This window comes from Microcoleus sp. Pol10D4 (assembly GCF_036701555.1).
GTDB lineage: Bacteria > Cyanobacteriota > Cyanobacteriia > Cyanobacteriales > Microcoleaceae > Microcoleus.
Map to the genome: position 1 here is coordinate 44,013 of NZ_JAUBRA010000005.1, position 26,891 is coordinate 70,903.

Genomic DNA, 26,891 nt, shown 5'->3' on the forward strand with positions numbered 1-26,891 from the left:
AGGAGATTAATTATTATTTTGGAGAGCAGCAAATGAATATTCAAGTAATTGGTTTATCAGACTCTTTGTGGTTAGAGACTCTGCAAAAACTTCGCCACGATATTTATCATTTGCCTGAGTATCTATATTTAGAGTCTGTTAGGTACAACGCCGTAGCAGAAGCTATTTTGATAGCGGAAGATGACAAAATATTTTTTCTGCCTTATTTGTTGCGTCGGTGCGATCACATATTTGACCAAAGCTTAGCAACACAAGAAGTTTTTGATGTAGTCTCCCCTTATGGTTATCCGGGAATTCTGTTGAGTGATAAGGCAGCTAGTACGAAAGAGTTTTTAGATGGGGCAATCAATCAGCTAATCTCTGCATTGCGTGCCAAGGGAGTGTGTTCGGCATTTTTTCGGCTGCATCCGATACTTAACAGCGGCTTCAATGATTTTTTATCTCCCGATATTTGCAACGTTAATGGAGAAACTGTATCTGTTAATTTGAAACTCTCCGAAGCAGAAATATGGAGTCAAACTCGATCGGAACACCGCACCAGTATTAATAAGTTGAAACGTTCGGGAATGACTGCTAGAATGGTTCCTTTTCAGGAGTCGATCGGCGAGTTTATTTCAATTTACTATGAAACAATGGATCGGTTAGGGGCTGGGCGATCGTACTATTTTGATGATGAATACTTTTCGCATTTCTCTAAACTAGGTGAAAAAGTCCACTTGTGTATAGTAGAATTAGAGGAAAAAGTTACTTGTTCAGGGATATTTACCGAGTGTGGTGGAATAATTCAATATCATTTGGGAGGAACCAGAAACGAGTTTTTTAAACAAGCACCCAGCAAGCTGATGTTCGATTATGTTCGATTTTGGGCTAAAGAACGTGGCAATGAAGTTTTTCATTTGGGGGGAGGTGTTGGAGGTGGCAAGGATACTCTCTATCATTTTAAAGCAGGTTTTTCTAAGCAGACGCACACCTTTCTGACGCTGCGCTTAATTATAAATGAAGAAAAATATCGCCATCTGGTTGAATTGCAGGCAAAGTCTTTAAATGCGGAGGTTGAAGAACTACTGAGTACAAAATTTTTTCCTGCTTATCGCTGCACAAAATCAAGTTAAATAAAATTGAAAGTTGGTCAGATTTTTGAATAGGAATTGAAAAGTATATGTCACTCATCAACAACAAAGAAGTTTACAGTACAGTCGAATTTGATCTGTGGGCAGATAAAAAAAGTCTCACCGAAGACGAAAAGTATCTAATTGTCAAGTATTTGAAGAAAAATGAAAAAACAGTTGAAGCTGGCACGGCAGCGGGAAGAATTCTGTGGGAAATGAAAGATTTAGGTTTTCAAGAGCTTTACGGCTATGATTATGTGCCTGAATTTATCGAACAAGCAAAGCAGAGAGATCGAAGTCAGATTATCTCTTTTGAAGAGGATGCAACTGATTTAAGTTACGAAAATTCCGGTTTCGAGCAGATAACTTACTTGCAGCAAATTGTGTGTTTTATAGAGGAAGAGGAAAAAAGATTAAAAGCTTTGACAGAGGCTTATCGGATTCTCAAAAATGGGGGGACAGCAGTCTTCTCATTTTTAAGTTTTGAATCGAGAATCAAAAGTCCGTTTGTATTTTATTTAGCATATTTAAGTATGTTGAGGAGGTTATCTGGATCGAATCGCTCAATTCAATATATCCCTTGGCTTAAGCTGGGCGGAAAATATAACTTTTTGGCGCTACTCGATCGCGGGCCTTACCCATATTGGTATAAAGTACAAGAGGCTCACCAAATCTTGACACAAGTCGGGTTTAAAATAATTTCCGTTGGTTCTAGTTATCAAATTGGCAAAGGTAAGATGTGTGATGACATAGAATCCTTGAAACATGAATTAATGGCAGGGATGCTTTACTTTGTTTGCAAGAAGTAAATTCTAGTAAAGTGAGTAACTTTATGAACAACTACGATCGCGAGCGTGTCAAGGTGGATTAGCCGGACATAATGTTACAGGTTGGACACTGGTAAACGATCGCGCAACGCTCAATCATACCTCGTTAAGCGTGCACTCCGCCCGATAGCGGCCAGAGATTCTTTTGACTGTAGAACTAGGTATGCAACCATAATTAACGTTTTTTTGAAAAGTCAGCGAGCGTCCCCATCCTCAAAATGTTACAAAAAATTCATAAAACAGCGACGTTTTTTAAATTTTATGTAAAAGTCAGCGATCGTCCCAACCATAGGTTTACAAAAGCTTCATGAAACACCGAAGTTATTTAAAGTTTCTGTAAATTTGACAGAATTCATTATCGTATAAACCCGGAGCCTGCAAAAATCAGGGAAGTACAGTAAATTGCTGCTGGGGTGTAGAATCATGAGTATTTACGAATTACTACCGCTCAAATCAAACTCACAAATATCGCAACTTAATAAGCTAGTAAATCCCAAAAAAATCAGCCAATTGGTTAAGTGGGTATTAGATAGATTATGTGCAGCGATCGCCCTTTTGGTTTTCTCTCCCGTAATATTAATAGTTGCGATCGCCATTTACATCCGCATGGGCGGGCCAATCTTTTTCTGCCAACCCCGTCCCGGTAAAAACGGTCGGGTTTTCAATTTCTACAAGTTTCGCACTATGACAAGCGATTGCGACGCTGATGGCAATTTGCTGCCCGACGAACAGCGTCTCATACCCCTCGGTCAATTTCTTCGCAAAACCAGTCTGGACGAACTCCCTCAACTCTGGAATGTTATCAAAGGTGACATGAGTTTTGTCGGGCCTCGTCCTTTACTCGTCAGATACCTCGATCGCTATACTCCAGAACAAGCACGCCGCCACGAAGTTATGCCTGGAATTACTGGTTGGGCTCAAGTCAATGGTCGCAATACTATTAGCTGGGATGCTAAATTCAAACTTGATGTTTGCTATGTCGATAATTGGAGTTTGTGGTTTGACTTAAAAATTCTGTTTCTGACAGTATTGAAAGTCTTGAAAAGAGACGGAATTAACCAAGAAGGCTATGCTACAGCCCCAGAATTCACAGGTCTGCTTGACGATCGCAAAACTAGCACTGAAATCCGGTAGCGGTTCGTTTATTAAAACAGACTAAAGATTTTTGAGAGTCTTCTAAAAAGGACTTAAGCTATGAGCCAGGGGATTTAACCCCTGGCTTCTCTGATTGCTCAATCTAGAAGAAACTAAAACGACACAAAGAAAAATATAATTATTTAGTGGGAGGGCGGCTCAATTTTTTAAACATTCAGCCTGAATAACTCCTCAAGTCAAACTTTTTTCCAGCCTATCGTTCTCCTAAACGAGAGTAAAATGACAAAACAAATTCTCCTCTCAACACCTCACATGGGTTGCCTCGAACAAGAGTTCGTCAAAGAAGCCTTTGATACCAACTGGATCGCCCCCGTTGGCCCCCATGTGGATGCTTTCGAGCAAGAATTCTGCGAAATAGTTGGCGCAAAACACGCAGCGGCTGTTAGTTCCGGTACCGCAGCTTTGCATTTGGCTCTAAAATTAATTGGTGTCGGTTCGGGAGATGAGGTTTTTTGCTCGACTCTGACTTTTATTGCAACTGCTAGCCCGATTACTTATCTTGGCGCCAAACCAGTTTTTATCGATAGCGATCGCACTTCTTGGAACATGAATCCCGAATTATTGCGATCAGCTCTTGACAAACGAGCCAAAATTGGTAAATTACCCAAAGCTGTTGTTATCGTACACCTCTACGGTCAAAGTTGCGATATCGACCCCATTCTGGAAGCTTGCAATACTTATGAAATTCCGCTCATAGAAGATGCAGCCGAATCTCTAGGGGCTAGCTACAAAAATCGCTCTCCGGGAAGCTTTGGTAAAATAGGCATTTTCTCATTCAACGGTAATAAAATTATCACCACTTCCGGCGGCGGAATGTTAGTTTCAGATGACCAAAAACTGGTAGAAAAAGCTCGTTTTTTGGCAACACAAGCCCGTGACCCCGCTCCTCATTACCAACATTCAGAAATTGGCTACAATTACCGTCTCAGCAATATTTTGGCTGGAATTGGTCGCGGTCAATTACGGGTTTTGGAAGAGCGAGTGGAAGCTAGACGACGCAATTTTGACTTTTACAAACAAGCTTTAGGAAACTTGCCGGGAATTGAATTTATGCCGGAAGCTGCCTTTGGAAAAGCTACTCGCTGGCTGACTTGTTTAACGATCGATCCGGCAGCTTTCGGTGCAGATAGAGAACAAGTTCGTTTAGCACTTGCTCAAGAGAAAATAGAAGCGCGTCCGGTTTGGAAACCTTTACACTTACAGCCAGTATTTGCAGATTGCGAATGTTTGGGGGGTGCGGTGGCCGAAGAGTTATTCGAGTACGGACTTTGCTTGCCTTCGGGTTCTAATTTAACTGATGAAGATTTAGAGCGGGTGACAAGTGCGATCGCCCAAATTCACAAAGAACATCGATGATATAGCCGAAGGAAGTTCGGCAACAGATTCTCTAACGGATGTAACGGAGGTCAGGAAGAAGAAAGATGCGATCGCTATTCTATTCATGAATTTTTCAAGAATTTGGGGAGTTAGGTATTCTGCCTTTTGATTAATTTTCTTGCCATTCTTGCAGGGCGATCGCAATTCCTTGTTTCAATCTTGCTTCGAGACTCTCTTGCTTAACTAAGTTTTCTAATTTTTGCCTCGCCTCGGCAGCACCTAGCTGTTTGAGCGCTGCCATGCAGTGCAGCCTGACGCTGCTGTCTGCGTCGCCCAACATTAAAATCAGAGCATCTAGCCCTCTCATATCTCCTAATTTTCCTAAACCTAAAGCTAAAGAGTTTTTGCCAACTGCCTCCTGCACGGCAGGATGATTTCTTTTCAACAAATCAATCAGAATTTCAGCAGCTACAGCTTTTAATTCTGGCTTCTCTACTCGCCCTAAAACAGTGACTATCTCTTGATAAACAGTAGGATTTTTGTTATTAAATGGCGCCATTAATATCTGATGCAAATATGCTAAAGCGGTTGCATTTTCCATCCAGCTTAGGGCGCGCACTGTTTCGATTTGCAATTCAACCGGAGTTGTGGGCGATCGCAGCAATTCAAATAAAGCAGCCGCTGCAGCATCGGTTTTCACTCGCCCGATCGCGATCGCCGCTTGCTGACAAACTTCTAATCGGATGTCCGAAAGCAAAGGTTTGAGCAAGTTAACTAAATCTAATTCTGCATCTAAATAGGCGCGCGCGCCGAGAGCTCGCACGGCTTCTTTTCTGACTGCTGTCGCCGGATCTTTGAGTGCTGCTACCAGTACCGGCGGGATGCGGGAGTCGTGAAAGCTGCTCAGGGCCTCGATTGCGTGCGCCCGCACCGCAACTTGAGAGTCTCCGACTACGCTCAACAGCGGTGGGATGGTTTCGGTGCGTCGAATTTGGGCGAGTGCTGCTGTGGCAAACTGTCGCGAGTCTTCTTGGAGTAGGAGAGTTGCGAGGGATTCTATGGCTGTCGGGCCGAAATTCCCTAGGGTTTCGGCGGCGATTTGGCTCAATTCTTCGTCGGAATTTTTGACTAATTCTACTAAAGCTTGAATCACTTCCGGGCGATCGAACTTTCCGAGAATGCGGGCGGCGAACCACCGGGGCTCCGTGTCTGCGTCTTCGTCTTCGAGTACGGCAATTAAAGGTGCGATCACGCCATTTCCCAGATGGGGCATTACTTTAGCAATTTCCCAACGGTCTTGAAAATCGCCCCATTCTAAGGCTTGTATTGCTAAACTGACAGCTCGATCTAAAATGTCTTGTTCCTGCGGCTTGGTGCCCTTGGCTGTCACTTGCTGCAAGCATTCGACTAACCCAGGCCAGTTTTGGCGATCGGCAGCGACTTGCGCTTGTTCTAAAAAATTATACATAATTTTAGTTTTGCTTCGATCTAGAAGCGAGATTGTTTGCTGCTAGCCCAGACCGGAGGTACTTTTTAGGAATCTTTTGCTACAATTATCCATCTTTTGACATTTTTGTCAATCCATCATAACCGGTTAAATCGAACTAAAGCATTAATTTCATGTAGTTAAGCGATCGATCTATACTTTTTGTAATTTAAAATATTCCATATTCCCAATAAAAAATTAACAAATGAAGAAAGCTCTACTTTTAGTAAACCAGCACTCCCGAAAAGGGCAAAAGCTATTATCTCAAGCCACTGTAGAATTAGAAGCACTGGGTTTTGAGTTAATTATAGAATCTACCGACCACGCCAGCGAACTTCCCGAAACAATTCGGCGCTACCAAAATCAAGTCGAATTAGTAATAATCGGCGGCGGCGACGGCACTCTCAACGCCGCCATAGAAGGTTTGATAGACACCAAGTTACCCTTGGGTATTTTGCCGATGGGAACTGCTAACGACCTAGCCCGCACTCTAAAAATTCCTACAGATTTATCCGCAGCTTGTCAAGTAATTGCCAGCGGTAAAGTTCGGCTAATAGACTTAGGTTGGGTGAACGGCCAGCATTTTTTTAATGTGGCGAGTTTGGGATTGAGCGTGCAAATTACCCAGCGACTGACTAAAAATGTGAAGCAGCGCTGGGGAATTTTAGCTTATGCTTTTACTGCTTTGCAGACAATTTTGTCAGCGCGACCGTTCCGAGCAGAAATTAAGGTAAACAACCAATTTTTTAATGTTAAAACTATTCAAATAGCCATTGGCAACGGCCGCTATTACGGCGGCGGCATGACAGTTGCCGAGGATGCCACAATCGACGACAAGCGACTGGATTTGTACAGTTTGGAAACAAAACACTGGTGGGAAATCATTGCTTTGCTGCCGGCTATGAAGCAAGGAAATCATACCAGTCGGCATAACGTTCGCACATTGCAAGCTCAAGAATTTGAGGTTAATACTAGCAAACGCCGTCCGATTAATACTGACGGTGAAATCACAACTTACACCCCTGCAAAATTCCGAGTCATTCCCCAAGCTTTAGCAGTTATAGCTCCTTCATAAACTAATATATCAATTAACTGGTTACCAGGCTGGAGCCTGGTAACGAGTAATTTTCTTGTGCAACAAGCCGGAGAGCCTGTTCACTTAATAATCGCCTCCAGCGCCATATTGCCACGCTTCAACTAATCGGTGAAAATAGTATTGCTGCTCCGGCGCTAAATTTTTCACCTGCGGTTCTACGGCTTTCCCCAAAGGCTGCAATCCCGTATAAATTCCTAAATTTACATAATGAACCATCCAATCGAGCAAATTAGCTATTCCCACCTGCGGGATAATTTTCATAACTAATCCGGGATGGCTAATTGCTGTTTTAAACAGAGTTTGTGACAAAGCCGGAAACAGCACGATATCTTGAAGAAACGGTTTGAGTACCGGTTCTCCCAACTCTTCCATTACCTGAAATACGGCAGCCAAAAGTTGATTGATTTGATTTGGGTCTATTTTTTGATTTATCGCAGCACTCATCGAACGCTGAAACAACCAGGTAACTGATAGATTCGGCTGGTAGGGTTGCAAAAGTGCCAGGGAATTTTTGTTGAGACTATCGCTTGTCAAAGCTTCCTCAATTCCTAGAGTCAAGCGTTTGAGGTGGCGCACCATTGCGCCGAAACCGCCGAAGCTGAGGGGAGATTGGCTACCGCTGCTGTCTCCGACTGGGAGTATGCGATTCCAAGGCGTTTTTAGAGGGCTTTGGCGATAGCAGGGGAAGAATCCGTAGAGTGCTCTTTGGAATTTTAACTGTTCGAGTTCGACGTTTTGATATTGGGGAAGCAAGCGCAAATACTCTTCAAATAATGTTTCTAAACTGAATCTTTCTGTGTCGGCGTCTATGTAGGTAAATAAGTAGGTGGTGCGGCCGTCTCTGGCTGGAAATGCTTCCCAAAAATATTGGCACTGATTTTGCATTGGGGTGAAGGATGCAAATATGTCGCCGGTGTCGTTTTGGGGAAATCCTTGAGCGCAACTGCCGACTACTAAACATACGGCGTCGGGTTTTTTGCCTTGTCTTGCTTGGCGGACAATGGGCGAAAAATGCCCCATTGCGTCTAATAATAATCGGGTTTTAAATAAATTTTTAGCAAGTTGTAAATCGGTCTTTTCCGATTCAACAAGGACTCCATCTGGGTGAATTGTGGCAATTTTAAAGGGGGTGTTTTCAAATAGTTTTCCTCCTGATTGGAGGAATCGCTGCTTGAGGGTTTCTAGGAGGTAAACTGGGTCTATTCCGATGTTGAGTACGTCGCGCACCCAAATGTCGGGGGTGTTGGCAAAGCTGATGCGGGCTGGGTTATATTCGGTAGCTATGGCTTTTTCTATCTCTTCAACAGATAGCAAATTTAGTTCTAAGAATGCGTCTAATTCTTTGCGAGAAATGTTCCATTCTTGATCGCGTCCTCGCAGGGTGCCGCGTTCAAGCAGGGCTACTCGCCAACCCCGCACGGCTAAGGCTGTACCGATTAATATTCCTAGGGTTCCGCCGCTGATAACTATGTCGAAGTCGAGGGTTTCGAGGGGTTGTTGGCTGTGTTGGACTGCTTGGGCTGCTGGTGCGGTGTTTTGTTTGAGGTTTTCCCAGAGTCGATCGACTTTTCTCAGGCCTCCGAGGGCGTCTCCTGGTAGTTGGGAGAGGATTTGTTCGGTGAGGGACATCGGGTTTTAGGATTGAAGAGTGGTGGATTTTTTATAATTTAGCTTAGATTAACATTTGCGACAGTTTTAGGGCTGACGCATGGGGTGGCGAGAATCACGGAGTTTTTATCATCATACAAATAATCATAAAGAGAAACCCGGTTTATGAAAAAAAACCGGGTTTCTACCTCTCGTTGGTAAGTCTAAGGAATTATCTTTAATCAGCCGTGCTTAATTCTTCAACTCGCAGCCGATCGCACAAAATTCGCTCGCACACAATCGCACCCGTCTCCGCACTCCTACAAACTTCTAACTGAGCTTCCGGCAGCGCTTCAAACAAAAAACGTTCCCCCGGAAACACTGTCCGCTCAAAATACCAATTAGGAATATTTGTAATGCGAGCGATTTGCACTTTGCTAGTATTATTAAGATACCAACACAAAATGCGCGTATGACCTTCGGAAAGTACCTGATTTAGTGTCAAATTCATTTTTTTAACTTGTTTGTGCAATTGTGCGAGCGATCGGCTACAAGCCTAAACTTAATATAGCATATTACCCGTTAAAACACATTTTTTTTACATTATTTGGGTTAATTAATAAATTTCGCCTGGGAAACATCAGCGCCTTCCACGTATTCCCAAGAAGGTGCAAAAGCCGGCATTGCTAAAGTGCAAGATTTCCATCCTCCCTTAACAGGTGCGTTCAACAATTGACAGTGACCGACAGAACCTCTTGCCTGTTGGTAGTGACCACAAAAATTACACTTGGAAGCCGGATTGCATCCGCGCTCGCTAATTACAACGCAGGGCTGGTTTTGGGTTTTGTTGCGATCGATAGTTAAAGTGTTCATTAAATTACTTTTTAAATGTTCAGTCTTAAGTATGACGGCTGGAGTGCAGTCGTGGCCTCTATCTCAAGGCTTAGTTCGCCTTTAAGTTTTGTTTAGGGATCGATATAAAATATATTATTTTTGAGATGATCAAGCTAGGGAGCAATTAAATTTCCTTCCGCTCGCATTGGCGGCCCCGGCTTTAGGGTCGATCGCGCTTGCTGGGGATATACTTCCTCAGACAGAGCTAATTATCCTCGCCTAACTGGCTGAACAAATCGGCTAAAATTGTATTAGAAAATAAAAAGCCTTCGGGATCGCTCAACCTCAAATTGCCAGAAAGTGGCAGTTTCGCGCCCTCGCCTAAAGTTGAGATCGATCCATCCGATCGCCCAATTTCCACCCATCCTTGTCGCCAGTAGGGCTGCAAACAACGCCAAATTTTATCAACCGTTTGCTGAGTAAACTTTTGAGTCAGCGCCGACAGGCTAACTCCTTCTGCTAAACGCAAACCTAGCATCAGCGTTTCTAACAAAATGTCATTTTCTGAAACTTGAAAATTTGGCTCAATTGCTGGGTAAATATCTGGCTGGGTTTCCACTCCAATTTGAGGAGTAGCAGGGGAATTTAGGCCAGAGATCGATCGCACCCACTGATAATATTCTTGAGTTTTGCGAGGCCTTGTCAACCTCCGGCCTTCCACGTAACTCGCCGCCCCCATTCCCAAACCGTAATAAGGGCGATTTTCCCAATAAACGCGGTTGTGGCGGCACTGATAGCCCGATCGAGCGTAATTAGAAATTTCGTAATGTTCGTATCCAGCACCGGTCAGAATTTCCCGCGCTAAACGGTACATTTGAGCAGCGGTGTCATCTGCTGGTAGCGGCTGCGCGCCTGCTTCAAAGTAGCGCCCGAAAGCAGTTCCCTGCTCAACAATTAAGTCGTAACTCGACAGGTGAGTCGGGCTAATTTCCACTGCAGATTTCAGGGAAGCTTCCCACTGTTCTAAAGTTTGGTGTGGCAGTCCCGAAATTAGGTCTAAACTGAAATTGACAATACCAGCCGATCGCACTATTTCCACTGCTTCAAAAATATCAGCGACCGAGTGCGATCGTCCGCAAGCTTGCAGCAATTCATCCTGAAAAGCTTGCACTCCCAAACTCACTCGATTTACTCCCGCCGCTGCATATCCCCGCAATTGTTCTAAAGTAAACGTACCAGGGTCTATTTCTATAGAAATTTCCGCCTCAGCAGCAATCCCAAATTGGCCGTCGAGAGTCTCTAAAATATTGCTCAACTGACTGACAGAAAGCAGTGAAGGCGTGCCGCCACCAAAAAAAACTGTTTTGAGAGATGCGCCTAAATTTTTAGTTTCTTGAATTTCTTGACACAGTACAGCAACGTATTGGACTATGGTGCCGGAATTCTCGCCATTTTTGCGATCGCCCACCACAAAAACCGGAAAATCGCAGTAGTAACAGCGGCGGCGACAAAAAGGTATGTGCAGGTAAGCTGAAGTGGGAATGCCGGAATTTGTCGCTTGCACACTTTTTTTTAATTCAAATGTTAAATAATCTGTGGTAGGGTTCATTACATTTCAAGCCGAAAGCGCAACTTCAAATCTAAAGTTTTAATTAAACAATCATGAATAATTATGTATATTATGACATTTTCTTAGCAAAAAAGCGCTGCGAACGATGCCGTCCCGCCCTCGCCCGTGCTACGGCTCTTTATAATTTAACCTCGTACGATTTTGATCGACCACAATTCCCCAACAGCCCGCAGCGCGGTCTATTCGCACCTCGTGCCTGCTTTCGGCGGGGCGTGGTAAATTCCGAGCGACTCGCTGGCACATCCCCCAAAGGGTACAACCGCGAAATATAAGTTTATGAAAGTCCCTGAGTAAATATGGCGATATCCGACCAAAGCATGAAAACAAGTATCAGCACTGCAAAGATATAATGTGAATAAATTCATTAACCTAGAACTAATGCTAGACGCAATCATAATAATCTCATTCATAATCGCAGGCGGAGGCATCGGCTATTACGGAGTCGAACTCCTGCCGATCGAGCTGCTGGAGCAAGTTACAAATATACAAGGTTTAAGTTCTGTACTAGGTTCCTTTGGAGCATTAATCGGCTTCGTGATGGGATTAGTGGCTCAAACAACCTATCGGCGCTTGGAAAAACAAGTCCGCGATATGCCAGTCGAGATGCTGCTGACGCGGGCGATCGGCTTAATCATCGGACTGCTAGTAGCGAACTTAATGCTGGCTCCGCTGTTCCTGCTGCCAATTCCCCGCGAGTTCGGCTTCATCAAACCTTTAGTCGCAGTCTTGGGTAGCGTCATGTTCGGCTTCACAGGCGTCAGTTTGACCGACACCCACGGCCGCGCTTTCTTGCGGCTGATCAACCCCAAAAGCTTTGACACGGTGTTGGTAGCCGAAGGTACTTTCAAACCAGCAACTGCCAAAGTTGTCGATACTAGCTGCATTATTGACGGCCGAATTGAAAACTTGCTAGAAACTGGTTTCCTCGAAGGTCAAATTATCGTGCCGCAATTCGTGCTCCAAGAACTGCAACTGGTAGCTGATTCCGCCAACGATCAAAAGCGAGTGCGCGGACGCCGCGGCTTAGATGTACTCAACCGCATCAAAGAAACATATCCAGAACGGATTCAAATTCACTCGGCTGACTACGAAGATATTGCCACAGTCGATGCGAAATTAGTCCGATTTGCTTTAGATATCGACGGCATTTTGCTCACCAACGATTACAACTTATCAAAAGTAGCTACCGTCCAAAAACTGCCGGTTTTGAATATCAACGATTTGACTCATGCGGTGCGCCCGACTTATTTGCCGGGAGATACGATCGAACTAAAAATCCGCAAAGAAGGCAAAGAACCCTCTCAGGGAATCGGTTACTTGGATGACGGCACAATGGTTGTCGTAGAAGCAGGAAGCAGCTATGTCGGCGGCGAAGCCAGAGTCGTAGTCACCAGCGCCCTGCAAACAAGCGCCGGCCGCATGATATTCGCCCGTCCTCAAGAATCCGTTATTGTTTAAAACTGAGTAACAATGGCCAGGGCAATCAGAATCAAATATTGCGATCGGTGTTCCCAATCTGCCCCGACTCTCTACCGCGCCCGGTATGACGAGTCGGGGCAGTGGTTTTTTTTGTGTCTTAAATGTTGGGAATCGGTAAGTAAAAACAATCCTTTTTACTTCTACGGTGGCACTTGGAAAGCCAGCAAGAAAAAATAGCAATTACCAGCTTCTTCTTCTTTTCTCTTCCTTCGCGTCCTTAGCGTCTTCGCGGTTCAATCATATCAATATCAGTGATTCAGGAGTAATTAAAATCAACCAATCTCGATCGCATCTTCATACAATGTCTCGATCGCACAGCTAAAATTAACGCTAGCAAACTGAACTTCTTGTCCTTGAGTGTAAGGATAAAGCACCCACAAACCCTCTGCATTCCGGCGAAAACACTCTACACTAACTTTTTCTTGATTGATTAACACATACTCTTGCAAACTTTCAGAAGTGCGGTAATCAGCAAACTTTTCACCTCTGTCAAAAGCCGCTGTTGTCGGCGATAAAACTTCCACAATTAAGTGCGGGTAGATAATGAAATCTTCAGCAGTATTTCTGTCCCGTTCATCGCAAGTCACCGCTACATCGGGATAGTAATAACAACCTGCTGCCTCAATCCGAACTTTTATGTCTGCTACGTAAGGTATGCAGCCACTTCCCCGAAGATGATTTCTCAGCAAAATTGCTGCATTGAGACTAATGATGGCGTGAGCTTTGCTGGTCCCTGCCATTGCATAGATTTCACCTTGCCTGTACTCGTGTTTGATCGGACTGACTTTCTCGCCTGCTAAATAATCTTCGGGGGAGACGTAGGTGTCACTTTTACTTGCAACCATATAATTTGGAGGTTGGTGAGGATTACACAATTATAGCCGTAGCACGGGCGAGGGCGGGACGCCATCGCCCTTTTTCACCTTTCCCCAAAGTTTCAACGTCGGCGCGGGGCCGGAAGCCTGGCGCTATTGCCATTTTGCGGTTGCGGTTTTTCTTGCAGCTTCATTGTCAAACTAACCCGCTTTAATTTCTCATTCACCTCCAAAACCCGCACTTTCACAACTTGTCCGACTTTAACAATCTGGTTGGGGTCATCTACGAATCGATCGGCTAATTGAGAAACGTGAACCAAACCATCTTGGTGCACTCCCACATCAACAAAGGCTCCAAAGTTAGCTACATTCGTGATTATGCCTTCTAATTCCATCCCAACTTGTAAGTCGGAGATTTCTTTGATTCCTGCTTGGAAAGTGGCATATTTAAACTCGGCTCGCGGGTCTCTTCCCGGTTTTTCTAGTTCGGAAATAATGTCTCTGAGTGTTGGTTCTCCGACTTTCTCTGTGACATATTTCTTGATATTTACAGTCTTGATTTTTTCCGATATTTGTGTTATTCCTGTCAGCGGCAAGTCTAAATCCTTGGCGATCGCCTGCACGACAGGATAACTTTCGGGATGAACTGCGGTATTGTCCAGGGGGTTTTCGCCGCCGCGAATGCGGAGAAATCCGGCTGCTTGTTCAAAAGCTTTTGGCCCAAGTTTGGGAACTTTCAGGAGTTGGCGGCGATTTTTAAATGCGCCGTTTTCGTTGCGGTAATTAACGATATTTTTGGCAACTGTTGCCGTCATTCCTGACACAAATGTCAGCAGTTCTTTCGAGGCTGTGTTTAAGTCAACTCCGACATAATTAACGCAGCTTTCGACTGTTTCGTCGAGTTTCTTTTTGAGCAGTTTTTGGTCAACGTCGTGCTGGTATTGACCGACTCCTATTGATTTCGGGTCGATTTTCACGAGTTCGGCGAGGGGGTCTTGCAAGCGCCGCCCGATGCTGACTGCGCCGCGGACGGTGATGTCGAGGTCGGGAAATTCGGCGATCGCCACATCGCTGGCTGAATAAATCGATGCACCGGATTCATTCACCATGACTTTAATCGGTTTCCTGTCCATTTGGGCCAAAACTTCCGAAACAAATTCGTCTGTTTCGCGGGAAGCTGTACCGTTGCCGATCGCGATTAATTCAATTTTATATTTTTCAATTAAATGCTTGACAATTTTACCAGCTTGTTGTCGCTGAGCGGCCGCTTGGTGGGGGAAAATTGCTTGATATTCTAAAAATTGCCCGGTTTCATCGAGGGCGGAAACTTTGCACCCCGTGCGAAATCCCGGATCGATCGCCAGTGTCGGTTTCATTCCCGCCGGCGCCGACAGCAGCAACTCGCGGAGGTTGGTTTCAAAAGTGGCGATCGACTCGATATCAGCGACGGCTTTGTTGTGCGATCGCACTTCTGTAATTAACGAAGTCTTCATCAGTCGGTTGAAGGCATCCTTCAAAGTCGATCGATAAAACTCTTTAACTTCCGGTATCCTAGTTCTAATTTCCTGACCTTCCAAATAAGCCATCACTGCGGATTCATCAAAAGCCAGTTCCAAATCTAAGACTCCTTCCGTTTCCCCGCGAAACAGCGCTAACATATTGTGCGACTGAACGCTTCTCGCTGCAACTTGATAATTGCGGTACATTTCAAATTTAGTGCTTCCTTCCGGGAAATCCTCTTTAATTTTCGAGACAAAAACTCCTGTTTTCATCAAAAACTCTCGCAAATAAGCCCGCAATTCGGCTTTTTCCGAAACCGCTTCCGCCAAAATATCCGCAGCACCTTTGAGAGCTTCTTCTGCTGTTTTAACTCCCTTTTCTTCCGAAATGTATTTAGCTGCTTCCGCCTCAAAATCTGCTGGTTTAGCCGTCGGTAAGTTCAGACATTTGATAAAATTCGCCAGCGGTTCCAAACCTTTTTCCCTAGCAATTGTGGCTCGCGTCCGCCGCTTGGGTTTGTAAGGCAGATAAAGGTCTTCTAGTTCGTTTTTTTGCAAACACGATTCGATTTTAGCTTGCAGTTCTTCAGTGAGTTTACCCTGAGAGCTAATCGTCTCTAAAATCGACTTTTTGCGCTCTTCAATTTCCGTCAAATAGGTGAAGCGATCGGAGATATCCCGTAACTGAATTTCATTCAGCAAATCCGTGCGTTCTTTGCGGTAGCGGGCAATAAACGGAATTGTTGCTCCCTCTGCGAAAAGTTCCAGAGCATTATTGACTTGAGACAGATTAATGGAAAGTTCTTGAGCAATCAGTTGAGGAATGTCGATCATAGTGCAGAATTTCGGATCAGTCGATTTTAGATTTGAGAGGTGAGATTGACTTCACAAAAGAGAGGAAGAAAAGGTTGAAATCAACGTTTTACAGGGTGTTGGCGATCGTCTGGCAAGTATAAAAATGATGTTAGCATAAATGCAGTCATTTCTCAATATTATATGTTTCCTTTTAAATATCCTGTGCCGCAAACCGATCCGCCGCGATCGCCCAGAGAAACGCTGCCGACGATGTACGATTTACCCAGCGAAGACCCGGAGGAACCTGGTTTGCCTGACGAATTTCACGATTTGCAGCCGCAGTTGTTGAGCCTGACGTTTCGACCTCGGAATTATCCAGCTTCTGAGATATTTAGCGGCACCGACATGAACCTTTATTATGACGTGCATCACACTCTGTGGCACAAGGAGCCGGATTGGTTTGGAGTTGTGGGAGTTCCCCGACTTTACGATCGATCCGAACTGCGGATGAGTTATGTTACTTGGCAGGAAGGCGTGAATCCTTTTGTAATTGTAGAACTCCTTTCGCCGGGAACGGAAAAAGAAGATTTAGGCGAAAATACCGATGAGGAAAAGTTGCCACCTCAGTCGGGAAGCACTACGGATAACGGGCAAGTTTTAGAGGCCGAGACGAAGGAGGAACCGCCGAGAAAATGGGAGGTTTACGAGCAAATTTTGCGGGTTCCTATTTATGCCGTTTTCAGCCGCTATACTAACAAATTGCGAGTGTTTGAATTGAAGGGCGGACACTATCAAGAATTAGAATTGCCCGAGTCGCGAGTGTGGATTCCTGACCTAAGTTTGGGCTTGGGTTTGTGGCAAGGAGAGTTTCAGGGAATAGATCGACTGTGGTTGCGCTGGTATGATGTTTATGGCAATTGGATTCTGACTGAAGCGGAACAGCAACGGCAGCGGGCCGAGTCAGCGGAAGCTCAATTGCAATCTTTAATTCGGCGACTGCGGGAATCTGGCATAGATCCCGATCGATTTTTAAATGGTTAGAGAAAACTGAAGTCCTGACTAAAAACTGGTTCGCAGTCAGGACTTTAGTTTTTTTTACTTCACCATAAGACTGAAGGCCTCACTATACACAGGCTTTAACATTTGATCAAAACTTGATTGGTTGTGGCTTGTTTGTTTGTTGCTGGTAATCTTTGCGGTCAAGTCATCCGCGTAGGGAGATTGATGCAAATAAGCTTGACCGACAGAACCGAAAAGTTGCAGTTTGTCAGAAATGACCCATCGCATGGCATTGATAGCTTTTTCCATTATTTCCAACAAATCCGGCTCTGACAAAGAAATGCTACTTCTTAACACGTCCATATAAGCTTCGCGAACTTCTGTATTCACATTAAATTTCGATACTCCGAATTTAATACACTCATGAATCATTGATCCCGGCAAACCGCTAGCACCGTGCATCACTAACGGCACTGAAACAGCAGCCCTGATTTTTGCCAGACGCGGAAAATCTAGTTTTGGTTCGCTTAAATATTTGCCGTGAACGTTACCAATTGTTACGGCTAAAAAATCCACATTAGTTTCTTTGATAAACTCTACTGCTGCCGCTGGATCGGTCATTTTTGCAGCTTTCTCATCGATTGTCAAACCGTCTTCCCTGCCACTAATTCTGCCGATTTCTGCTTCAACTGCCGCACCGTTAGCATGGGCTAATTTAGTCATTTCTCGGCTAAATATTAAGTTTTGTTCGTATGGCAAAAAAGAACTGTCTGCCATAATGGATTTGATGCCGGCGGCTAAGCCGAGGTGAATTTCTTTTTCTGAGGTGCTGTGATCTAAGTGTACTGCGATCGGCATTAAAGATTTGTGGGCCGCTTTGATGCACAGCGCGACTAAAGGCGATTTTCCGTATTGGAGGGCACTGGGATGAATTTGCAGTATAGCAGGACTGTGCAGCGCTTCTGCCGCTTTGATGACGGCTGTTACTCCTTCGAGGTTATAGACGTTAAAAGCGCCGATCGCATAACCATTTCTCAAAGCCGTGTTCAGCAATTCGCTAGTTGACGCGAGCATATAGTACCTACTTTAAAAACTTTTCTGAATATTGATCATTCTATCCAAGTTTAAGGGCAAGCTCAGCTTAGTTTGTGTTTATTTTAATTGCGAATTATTCCGCTAGCATTTATTCGGAATGTCGATCATTATATCAAATTTCAAGGGCAAGCTCAGCTTAATTTGTGTTTATTTTAATTGCGAATTCTTCGGCTAGAATTTATGTGAAGTGCCTTTATTCTTGGGTAAGGTGCGCCTAGCGCACCCTACTATTTGTTTGGTGAGCCTAGCGCACCTTACTCCTTGAGTGATTTACTATGTTTGTGCGTTACCAGCGTGCAAACCGCATTCTTTTACGGTCGCTTCTTCCCACCACCAGCGACCTTCGCGTTCGTGTTGGTTCGGCAAAATCGGCTTGGTACAAGGTTCGCAACCAATACTTACAAAACCGCGTTCGTGCAACTTGTTGTAAGGCACATCCAAAGCGCGAATGTATTCCCAAACCTCTGCCGAAGACCAGTTTGCTAAGGGATTGAATTTAATTAATTCATGATCAGGAGTTGAGAATGCAGTGTCAACTTCAATAACCGGAATACCGTTGCGGGTACTGGGACTTTGGTCTTTGCGCTGACCGGTAATCCAAGCATCGAGAGTATTCAATTTGCGGCGCAGCGGCTTGACTTTCCGCACGCCACAGCATTCTTTGTGACCGTCTTGGTAAAAACTAAACAATCCCTTTTCTTCTACTAGGGCTTGTACTTCTGCTGCATCGGGAAACATTACTTCTAATTTAATGCCGTAATGTTTTCTGACTTGATCCAAAAACTGATAAGTTTCTGAGTGCAATCGTCCGGTGTCTAGGGTGAAAACGCGGAAATTCTTGGTGATTTTTGAGGCAAGATCGATCAGAACTACATCTTCAGCCCCGCTGAAAGAAATGGAGATATTGTCAAAATTTTCTAGGGCAAATTTGAGAATGTCTCGCGGTGTTTTTTGACTGTATTCTGCTTCTAGCGCGGCAATGTTGAGATTTCTTTGGATGGCAACCATATTTTCGGATTTTCGGTGTTCTTTTCCTCTAGCCCTTTATTATAGCCGATCGCCGTCTCTCTCTCAGCGGCTAATTTGACAATCAAGCAATTTCGTCCGGGGCCGCCGGATTCATCCGTGAAGAGAGAAAAAAACTCCGACTGCTCATCACCAGCCCCCGGATTTATCAGTGGGAGCGCTTCTTCAATTCTAAAGTCTAAAATCTAAAATCTAAAATCGATTGACCGCATCTTGCAGCAGTCTTTGCGGCTGAACCCACAATCAAGCTCAAGGATGGCGATCGCCTGCTGGTAGCAATTTTGGTGAACCCAACACTCCTCTACTGGCTAAAATGGGACTGCCGCGCGATCCATTGAATTTGCGCCCCAATTATAAATCACACACAATACAATCATTTAAATGTCATTGTTACAATCCTAAAATTTGACTTGTCTCATTAATTAAATAATAGCGATTGCTAAGCAATATTGTGCTGTATTTAAACGGAAAAAACCTTCTTTTAAGGCCAGTATTAACACCGCTATAGATCCTTTTAAATCGCTGTCAATACCGCTAATTAAATAATTTATCTAACATCATTTAGGCACTGCATTAGACTAGCTTATTGGGAATAAAGCTAAAAAAATACGTAGAAAATCCGGCTTTGGTCTGGTCATCGATCTTTGTCCTGATATCTGTTGGTTTCAAAACAGCGAATTACCACGAATCAATTACTAATTGCCGATTAATTTATTCAGAGCAATTTAGTTAGTAAAGTAAATTTTTATCGCTTTTTGTCGCTGACCGCCAACCTTCAGCCATACGATCGGCTATATTGTATTTGGAAGTACATTAATTTGTCCGTAAAGCGGTCTAGTCCCATCGCCGCCGATCGCGCCAGCTTCTGAATAAACGTAGTCCGCTGTCAATAAGAGCAAGGAAGTGTGGAATTATGTCAAAAATTTTAGTAGTGGACGACGTTAAGAGCGAACTAGAAATCATCTGCCGAATTCTTCAAGATGCCGGATTGGATGTGATCCGGGCAGGCGACGGCGAAGAGGCGATCGCCATGATCCGCAGAACCCCTCCGGCTTTGGTCGTTTTAGATGTAGTGATGCCACGAATGAACGGGTTTGAAGTGATCAGAGAATTGCGGGGCGATCGCGCAACTGCAAAATTGCCCGTAGTATTTTGTACTCATAAAAACACCGAGATTGATAAAGCTTGGGGAACAGATTTAGGGGCCGATGCTTACGTCAGCAAACCCTTTGAACCTCAGCAACTCGTCCACATAGTGCAGCGCCTGCTTTCGGCGTAAACAAAATATAAAGTGATCGGCAGCTTCTCAAAAAACATTATACAGACAAACCCCCTTTTTTTTTAAGAAACTGGGTTTTTGAAACCCCTAAAAGTTTTATGTTTAATGATAGCGACCTGCTTATTTGCTCAACCCGCGATTTATCTAACGGAAACATTTGAGGCACCAAAACTGATGCTGAAAAAATCGATCGGCGATCGGCTTTAGGGTCAAAGCAAAACTTTAATTTGTAAGCTACACTAGAAACTAAAAATAATCCATGAAAATAACGACTCTCCCCGCTGGGGGGAATCAGACAAGTGCAACAAAGCAATTTCTCCTGTTCGGTCAAGGAGGGAGTCTGTTCGGCATAGAGTTAGATGCAGTGCGGGAAGTCCTTTCCCTCAATGAACAACCGATTTCCCTGGTTCCCAACACCCAGCCATTTTTGCTGGGATTAACCAACTTGCGGGGCGAAATCTTAGCAGCAGCAGACTTCGGACTGTTTGTCGGTATTGAGTCGGTTGACACCTACCACTCAAACAGCCGCATCTTAGTGGTAGAAGCGCCCGATCCGCGAGACGTGAGATTGTTGTCGAGAATCAGCCTGGGATTAGCCGTCTCCCGCGTCGAAGGAGTTTTACCTCTCAATCCCGATCGCATTGTCTCAGCACTAGATGTCAGTCCCGACCTAGCTCCATTCTTAAAAGGTCTGTACAATTCCGAAGGACGCTTGCTAATGATTGTCGATGTAGAAGCGATCGCCCATTCCGAACGCTGGTAAAAATCAACAATACAGATAAGTCTGCAACGGCTGTGCATCAATAATTTTAACTAACGATCGCCCGCATCCGATTTGCCCATCCTTAATTTTATGATCAAAATTCTCTATACCTGGATCGCAACGACATTCACTCTGACGTTGCCTGACTTCTCCCAATCGGTGGTAGCTGGAGCTGCTAATTGCATCATTTGTGTGTGTTACTTTGCCATCGCCTGGATAATCAGCTTAGGTTTGTGGCGAAACCGTCAATTCGGGTTCGACATCTTCGCCACAGCCACAGCAGCCATATTTTGGAGCTGCGCTTTCGGCCACAGCGGCCACGCCGCCCAATACCTAGGGCTGCCGCACTCTCCGGTGGCACAAACTGTCTTCGATTGGATAACTGTAATGGCGGCGCTCGTTTTTTTGAGTTTGTCCAACCGCTACGGATTCTTAGTAGGTTCCAAGCAAATCCTGAGTTCTAAAAAAGAAACAGAACAAGCACTGAGCGAAACTAACCAGCGATTTCACGCCATCTTCGACCAAGCTTTTCAAGTGTTCGCATTATTGGAGCCAGACGGTACTCTGATCGAAGCAAATCAGACAGCGCTAGAATTGGGCGATTTGCAACCATCAGAAGTCTTGGGGCTGAAATTTTGGCTGACACCTTCGTGGGCATCATCTCCAACCAACCAGCAGCGCCTAAAAACAAACATAAAACAAGTCTCCGCCGGCAAGTTTGTCCGGGAAGAATACGAAATCACCGGCCCCAACAACCATGTGACAGTAATGGACGTGTCGTTTAAGCCGCTGTTAAATGAAACAGGAGAAGTATTTCAAATCCTCGCCGAAGGCCGCGACATTACCCAGCGCAAACAGGCAGAAGCCACATTGCAGCAGCTAACCGCAGAACTAGAGCAGCGAGTGAATGAAAGAACCGAGCAGATCCTGCAAACTAACGTACAATTGGAACAGGAAATTCGCGATCGCACCGCAGCCCAAGAGCAATTAAAAGCCTCAGAACAATTCTTAAACAACATCCTCAACAGCATCCCCGACCCGATTTATGTCAAAGACCAACAGCACCGCTGGATAATATTAAACGATGCCTTTTGTCAATACATAAATCACAGCAGAGAAGAACTAATTGGCAAATCATACGACCTGTTCTTGTCCAAACAGGAAGCACAGACATATCGAGAAAAAGACGAATTAGTTTTCTTGACAAATACCAGCACCGAAATCCAAAAAACCATCACAGACCGAGCAGGAAAGACGCGCTTTCTCTCCGCCAAAAAATGTACCTTTGTAGATGCCGACCGCAGGAAATTTCTCGTTTGCGCGATTAGAGATATCACCAATCGCGTGGAAATGGAAGAACAACTGCGGCAGACACTGGCAGAAGTAGAAAGTTCCCAAAACTTGCTGCGAACAGTCATTGATGCTACGCCAGACTGCATCTTCGTCAAAGATCGAAACTTGCGCTACACCCTAGTCAATGCAGGTTTCGCCGCCGCCTTCGGCAAAACTCAAGCAGAAATTATCGGCAAAGACGACACAGAAATAGGCATATCGGTCGATCGAATCTTCGCCAACTTCCACGCCGAAACCGATTCCGAGAACCAAATCCAAAACTTCCGGGGCGGCAACCACCTCGCGCCGGCCTCCAACGACTTAGCCACCTTAGCCGACGGCCAAGTACACACCTTTGACACCCAGAAATTGGCCCTCAAAGATGCAGAAGGCAACATTTTAGGAATGGTCGGCTTCGCGCGCGACATCACAGATCGTCGCAAATCTGAACAAGAACTATTGCGGTTCAAAGCAATTTTAGAAACCACAACAGACTGGGTAGGCATAGCCGACACCCAACAGCGCACCATTTATCTCAACCGTGCCGCCAGAGAAATGCTGAAAGTTGCCGAAAACGCAGATGTAGCCGGAGTCAACATTTCCGACCTGACATCGCCCAAAAGTATTGACACTATTATGAATGTCGGCATCCCCGCAGCTTGCCGGGACGGGGCGTGGAGCGGTGAGACAATTTGGCAAACTTTAGACGGCAAAGAAATACCAGTTTCTCAAGTAATTATTGCTCACAAATCCGAAAAGGGAGAAATTGAATTTCTCTCAACCATCGCCCGCAACATTACAGAACGCAAGCGCGTAGAACAAACCTTGCAGCAGAACTTGCAAATGCTCGATCTTGCCAGCGATGGCTTGATCGTTCGGGATATTGACGGCACGATTAATTTTTGGAATCAGGGAGCCGAACGGATGTACGGCTGGACAAAAAAAGCAGCTTTGGGGGAAGTCACCCATACTATATTGCACACCATTTTTCCCCAGCCTTTAGCCGCTATTTTGGCACAGTTAGAAGAGCAGGATTATTGGGAAGGTGAATTAATTCACACCACCAATTATGACACAAAAATTACCGTATTCAGTCGCTGGAATTTGCAGCGAGACGAACAGGGAAAACCCAAAGCAATTTTAGAAACTAACAACGACATCACGGAGCGCAAGCAAGGCGAAATCGAAAAGCAAAGATTGATTTCGATCGTAGAAAGCAGCTCGGATTTTATCGGCACTGCCACCCTGGAGGGAGAGGCAACATACCTGAATCCCGCTGGAATGAACCTAGTAGGATTGCCAAATATTGAAGAAGTCAAAAGCAAAAGTGTTTATGAGTTCTTCTGTGCAGAAGATGTTAAGTTTTTCCAACAAGAAATCCTGCCCCCTACTGTGCGAGACGGTTTTTGGCAGGGTGAATTCCGCTTGAGGAACTTTCAAACCGGCGAAAACATTCCGGTTGACTTCACCATATTTACCGTCAAACACCCAGAAACCGGCGAGCCTATCGGGTTGGCAACAGTTACTCGCGACATCAGCGATCGTAAGCGTGCAGAAGAGATGCTGCGCGAGCGCGAAAGACTATTCCGAGCGATTTTTGACCAATCGTTCCAATTAGTGGGGCTGCTAAAACCAGACGGAACCGTTTTGGAAGCAAACCAAACAGCCCTCGACATCGCCGGACTGGAGCGCGAAGACTTCGTAGGCACGCAGTTTGCAGATAATTTGTGGTGGCAAATTTCCCCAGAAGCCAAGCAAAAAGTGCAAGCAGCGCTCATAAAAGCTGCCGCCGGCGAGGTAGTCCGCTACGAAGCCGACGTGCTCGTTGCTGGGGGTGCTGTGATAACTGTGGACTTCTCCCTCAAGCCGATCGTAGACGACAGCGGCAAAGTCGTGCTGCTAATTCCAGAAGGCCGCGATATCAGCGATCGCAAAGCCCTAGAACGAGAATTAGTTTTGCGTCAAAGCCGCTTTGACGCATTTTTCGCAGCCGCCCCCACCTCAATGTGTATTTTTGACGAGCAGTTGCGCTTCGTGCAAGTCAACGAGAAATTAGCGGAAACCACCGGCGTCTCAGTTGCCGAACACTTCGGTAAGACGGTGAGGGAAGTTATACCCGAAATGAGCGATACCCAAGTGCCGATGTTGCAGCAGATTCTCGCCACCAACCAACCGTTGTTAAACGTTGAGGTATCGGGATCATTCTTCAACGAACCGGGCGTCATGCGAGATTGGCTGGCGTCATACTTTCCTTTGCCCGGATCTGACGGCAAACCCATCGGTATCGGGGCTGTGGCGATCGAAATTACCGATCGCAAAAAAGCAGAAGTAGAGCGCGATCGATTTTTTACCCTTTCCCTAGACTTGGTTTGTATTATAGGTTTTGAAGGCAAATTCAAGCGCATCAATCCCGCTTGGGAAAACACGCTCGGCTACAAGGCGCATGAACTTGAAGACAACTATTATATCGATTTAGTCCATCCAGACGATCGCGAATCAACCATAGAACAAGCGGAAAAAGTAGCCAGCGGCGCCGAATTAAAGTCTTATGAAAATCGCTACCGCTGCAAAGACGGTTCCTACAGGTGGCTGTCGTGGAAAGTGCGACCTGTAACCGAACAACAGCTCATGTATGCAGTCGCTCGCGACGTTACCGAAACCAAACAGGCGATGGTGCAACTGGAAAAAACAACAGCCCAATTAGCCAGTTCCGAAGACCAATTTCGCCAGCAAAGCAATCTCTTGCAACTGCTAATAAACAGCATTGGCGACGGCATAATTGCTGCCGACGAAAAAGGCAATTTTGTTTTGTTTAACCCCGCCGCCGAAGATATGTTTGGCATGGGTTCGACAGAGACTCTTCCCAACGAATGGTCGGCAAAATACGGTCTATTCTTGCCCGATACCGTAACTCCCTATCCCCCTGCCGAAATACCTTTAGCGCGCACGGTTCGAGGAGAAGCCGTTGACGACGTAGACCTTTTCACCCGCCACGCAGGCAAGCCAGAGGGCCTGTGGGTGAAAATTAACGGCCGGCCGCTCAAAGACGAAACGGGGGCGCTTAAAGGCGGCGTAGTCGTTTGCCGCAACGTCACCGAACAAAGAGCATCCCAGGAGCGAATGCAGCAGTTAGCCGAGGCACAGGAACGCTTGCTGCAAGAACTCAAAACTCGGCAGAATGCTCTCGACGAATCGGCGATCGTCAGCGAAACTGATGTCCAAGGCCTGATTACCTACGTCAACGACGGATTCATTGAAATCTCCGGTTACAGCATGGGAGAACTCCTGCACCGCAACCACCGCCTCGTCAATTCCGGCTACCATCCCAAATCATTTTTTGAAGAAATGTGGGTGACACTTTCTCGCGGTTTGGTGTGGAAAGGTGAAATCAAAAACCGACGCAAAGATGGCTCGTTTTACTGGGTAGATTCGACGATCTCCCCCATCTTTGATACCAGCGGCACAATAGTCAAATATATCGCCATTCGCTTTGACATCACCGAGCGCAAAGAGGCAGAAGAACGACTAGGAAAATTGGCAGCCGAACGTAAAGCTGAAGCTGATTCTCTGACGCAACAAGTCCTTAAATTGTTGGGAGAAATTAAAGGCGCGGCTCAAGGCGACTTGACAGTCAGGGCGGAAGTGACTAACGACGTTTTAGGTGCTGTCGCCGACTCTTTCAACTTCTTAATCGGTTCTCTGCGGAAAGTGGTAACTGGAATTCAAACTTTAGCCGAACAGGTAACATCTGCCACCGACGAGTCAATTAACAATACCAGTCAACTCACCCAACAGGCGGAAATTCAAGCAGCCAAAATATCTGCCATCATGCGCGAAATCGAGCGGATTGTGAATTCGATCCGCGACGTGCGAGATGTTTCGGTGCGCGCCGAAACAGTGGCTCAGCAGTCTTCTCAAACGGCTGAAGTCGGCGGTATGGCGGTCGATCGAGCTGTCGAAGGTATTAACGGGCTCCGGTTGACGATCGCCTCTACCTCGAAAATGATGAAGCGTTTGGGCGAATCTTCGCAGCAAATTGGCAAAATTGTGACTTCGATTTCTCAACTTGCTTCTCAAACTAATTTATTAGCTCTGAATGCTACTATTGAGGCGGCGCGAGCCGGCGAACAAGGTTTAGGCTTTGCTGTTGTTGCCGAAGAAGTGCGGAAATTAGCAGAAAGATCCGCCGGCGCTACTGAGGAAATCTCGGAAATTGTCGGTACAATTCAAGAAGAAATCAGCCGCGTGATGAAGGCAATGGAATCGGGGACGCTGGAGGTAGTGGAAGGCACTAAGCTGGCAAGCGAAGCTAAAACTCACCTCAATGCCATCATCGAAGTTAGTCGAGAAATGAATGCTTTGGTGCAGAATATTACTATTGCATCTGCCAAGCAAACTGTTTCGGCTGAGGGAATTGCTAACAGTATGCAGCAAGTCAACGAGATTGCTAATACGACTGCCCAAAAAGGTGCGGATGTCAAAGCATCTTTGGACGAGTTGTCTGGTTCTCTGGGCCAATTGCAAAAGTCGGTGGCGAATTTCCGCAGTTAGTTCCGTTGACTGTTAACAGTTGACAATTGACAGTTGACAGTTATACGAATCACTAATAACTATCGTTGTTGCCGGGGCGAGTTGACGAATATCCTGAATGCGAATTTATAGATAATCGTGAACCCACCCTGACAACAATTACAGTTAAATAACGGGGTACATATATAAAAAAAACTGCCCACAGACAACTGTTAACTGCCAACAGTCAACAGTCAAC

Annotated in this window: 20 protein-coding genes; 11 read left to right on the top strand and 9 right to left on the bottom strand. The window is 45.4% G+C overall.

Going from position 1 to position 26,891, the window contains the following annotated elements:
* The first annotated feature begins 32 nt into the window (after window positions 1-32).
* The 4 genes from QUA36_RS04480 (at window position 33) to QUA36_RS04495 (ending at window position 4,447) form a co-directional block, all read left to right on the top strand.
* Window positions 33-1,112 (top strand): GNAT family N-acetyltransferase, encoded by a 1,080-nt coding sequence (locus QUA36_RS04480; RefSeq protein ID WP_333455813.1) that lies wholly within the window; start codon window positions 33-35, stop codon window positions 1,110-1,112.
* A 47-nt stretch (window positions 1,113-1,159) separates the two neighbouring features.
* Window positions 1,160-1,918 (top strand): class I SAM-dependent methyltransferase, encoded by a 759-nt coding sequence (locus QUA36_RS04485; protein ID WP_333455815.1) that lies wholly within the window; start codon window positions 1,160-1,162, stop codon window positions 1,916-1,918.
* A 441-nt stretch (window positions 1,919-2,359) separates the two neighbouring features.
* A complete protein-coding gene (locus QUA36_RS04490; protein ID WP_333455817.1) occupies window positions 2,360-3,070 on the top strand; it encodes a sugar transferase in 711 nt (236 codons plus the stop codon).
* A gap of 240 nt (window positions 3,071-3,310) precedes the next feature.
* The gene (locus tag QUA36_RS04495) at window positions 3,311-4,447 is read left to right on the top strand and encodes a DegT/DnrJ/EryC1/StrS family aminotransferase (RefSeq protein WP_333455819.1); all 1,137 of its coding nucleotides are present in this window, start codon (window positions 3,311-3,313) and stop codon (window positions 4,445-4,447) included.
* 130 nt (window positions 4,448-4,577) lie between these two features.
* Here the strand turns inward: QUA36_RS04495 and QUA36_RS04500 are convergent, their stop codons facing one another.
* A complete protein-coding gene (locus QUA36_RS04500) occupies window positions 4,578-5,876 on the bottom strand; it encodes a HEAT repeat domain-containing protein (protein WP_333455821.1) in 1,299 nt (432 codons plus the stop codon).
* Between the two features lie 223 nt (window positions 5,877-6,099).
* Here QUA36_RS04500 and QUA36_RS04505 point away from each other — a divergent pair, with 223 nt between their 5' ends.
* Complete coding sequence (locus tag QUA36_RS04505) at window positions 6,100-6,969, top strand: lipid kinase (RefSeq protein ID WP_333161188.1); 870 nt, start codon at window positions 6,100-6,102, stop codon at window positions 6,967-6,969.
* A gap of 84 nt (window positions 6,970-7,053) precedes the next feature.
* Here QUA36_RS04505 and QUA36_RS04510 read toward each other — a convergent pair whose 3' ends face one another.
* From QUA36_RS04510 to hemW, 4 genes are all read right to left on the bottom strand, one after another.
* Window positions 7,054-8,619, bottom strand: a complete 1,566-nt coding sequence (locus QUA36_RS04510; protein WP_333455823.1) for an FAD-dependent oxidoreductase — start codon at window positions 8,617-8,619, stop codon at window positions 7,054-7,056.
* Window positions 8,620-8,815: 196 nt separating this feature from the next.
* Window positions 8,816-9,088: a DUF1830 domain-containing protein gene (locus QUA36_RS04515; protein ID WP_333161192.1), complete on the bottom strand. Its 273-nt coding sequence runs from the start codon at window positions 9,086-9,088 to the stop codon at window positions 8,816-8,818.
* A 101-nt stretch (window positions 9,089-9,189) separates the two neighbouring features.
* A complete protein-coding gene (locus QUA36_RS04520) occupies window positions 9,190-9,450 on the bottom strand; it encodes a hypothetical protein (RefSeq protein ID WP_333455825.1) in 261 nt (86 codons plus the stop codon).
* A gap of 226 nt (window positions 9,451-9,676) precedes the next feature.
* Window positions 9,677-11,020, bottom strand: a complete 1,344-nt coding sequence (hemW, locus tag QUA36_RS04525; RefSeq protein WP_333455827.1) for a radical SAM family heme chaperone HemW — start codon at window positions 11,018-11,020, stop codon at window positions 9,677-9,679.
* 53 nt (window positions 11,021-11,073) lie between these two features.
* Here hemW and QUA36_RS04530 point away from each other — a divergent pair, with 53 nt between their 5' ends.
* Together QUA36_RS04530 and QUA36_RS04535 are read left to right on the top strand one after the other, a co-directional pair.
* Window positions 11,074-11,313, top strand: a complete 240-nt coding sequence (locus QUA36_RS04530; RefSeq protein ID WP_333455829.1) for a hypothetical protein — start codon at window positions 11,074-11,076, stop codon at window positions 11,311-11,313.
* A gap of 106 nt (window positions 11,314-11,419) precedes the next feature.
* Window positions 11,420-12,499, top strand: coding sequence for a PIN/TRAM domain-containing protein (locus QUA36_RS04535; protein WP_333161322.1), 1,080 nt, complete (start codon window positions 11,420-11,422; stop codon window positions 12,497-12,499).
* 293 nt (window positions 12,500-12,792) lie between these two features.
* Here the strand turns inward: QUA36_RS04535 and QUA36_RS04540 are convergent, their stop codons facing one another.
* Complete coding sequence (locus QUA36_RS04540) at window positions 12,793-13,365, bottom strand: Uma2 family endonuclease (protein WP_333451545.1); 573 nt, start codon at window positions 13,363-13,365, stop codon at window positions 12,793-12,795.
* 92 nt (window positions 13,366-13,457) lie between these two features.
* Window positions 13,458-15,668, bottom strand: coding sequence for a Tex family protein (locus tag QUA36_RS04545; RefSeq protein WP_333455831.1), 2,211 nt, complete (start codon window positions 15,666-15,668; stop codon window positions 13,458-13,460).
* Between the two features lie 162 nt (window positions 15,669-15,830).
* On the opposite strand from QUA36_RS04545, the gene QUA36_RS04550 reads away from it, so the two are divergent.
* Window positions 15,831-16,670: a Uma2 family endonuclease gene (locus tag QUA36_RS04550; RefSeq protein WP_333455833.1), complete on the top strand. Its 840-nt coding sequence runs from the start codon at window positions 15,831-15,833 to the stop codon at window positions 16,668-16,670.
* Window positions 16,671-16,724: 54 nt separating this feature from the next.
* On the opposite strand, the gene QUA36_RS04555 is transcribed toward QUA36_RS04550, so the two are convergent.
* Together QUA36_RS04555 and QUA36_RS04560 are read right to left on the bottom strand one after the other, a co-directional pair.
* Window positions 16,725-17,702, bottom strand: coding sequence for a class II fructose-bisphosphate aldolase (locus tag QUA36_RS04555; RefSeq protein WP_333451549.1), 978 nt, complete (start codon window positions 17,700-17,702; stop codon window positions 16,725-16,727).
* A gap of 294 nt (window positions 17,703-17,996) precedes the next feature.
* Window positions 17,997-18,731, bottom strand: a complete 735-nt coding sequence (locus tag QUA36_RS04560; protein ID WP_333158602.1) for a phosphoadenylyl-sulfate reductase — start codon at window positions 18,729-18,731, stop codon at window positions 17,997-17,999.
* A 931-nt stretch (window positions 18,732-19,662) separates the two neighbouring features.
* On the opposite strand from QUA36_RS04560, the gene QUA36_RS04565 reads away from it, so the two are divergent.
* The 3 genes from QUA36_RS04565 to QUA36_RS04575 all read left to right on the top strand — a co-directional run bounded on the left by QUA36_RS04565 (window position 19,663) and on the right by QUA36_RS04575 (window position 26,674).
* Window positions 19,663-20,028, top strand: a complete 366-nt coding sequence (locus QUA36_RS04565; protein ID WP_333161204.1) for a response regulator — start codon at window positions 19,663-19,665, stop codon at window positions 20,026-20,028.
* A gap of 259 nt (window positions 20,029-20,287) precedes the next feature.
* Window positions 20,288-20,791, top strand: a complete 504-nt coding sequence (locus tag QUA36_RS04570) for a chemotaxis protein CheW (protein ID WP_333161205.1) — start codon at window positions 20,288-20,290, stop codon at window positions 20,789-20,791.
* Between the two features lie 90 nt (window positions 20,792-20,881).
* Window positions 20,882-26,674: a PAS domain S-box protein gene (locus QUA36_RS04575; RefSeq protein ID WP_333455836.1), complete on the top strand. Its 5,793-nt coding sequence runs from the start codon at window positions 20,882-20,884 to the stop codon at window positions 26,672-26,674.
* The last annotated feature ends 217 nt before the right edge of the window (window positions 26,675-26,891 follow it).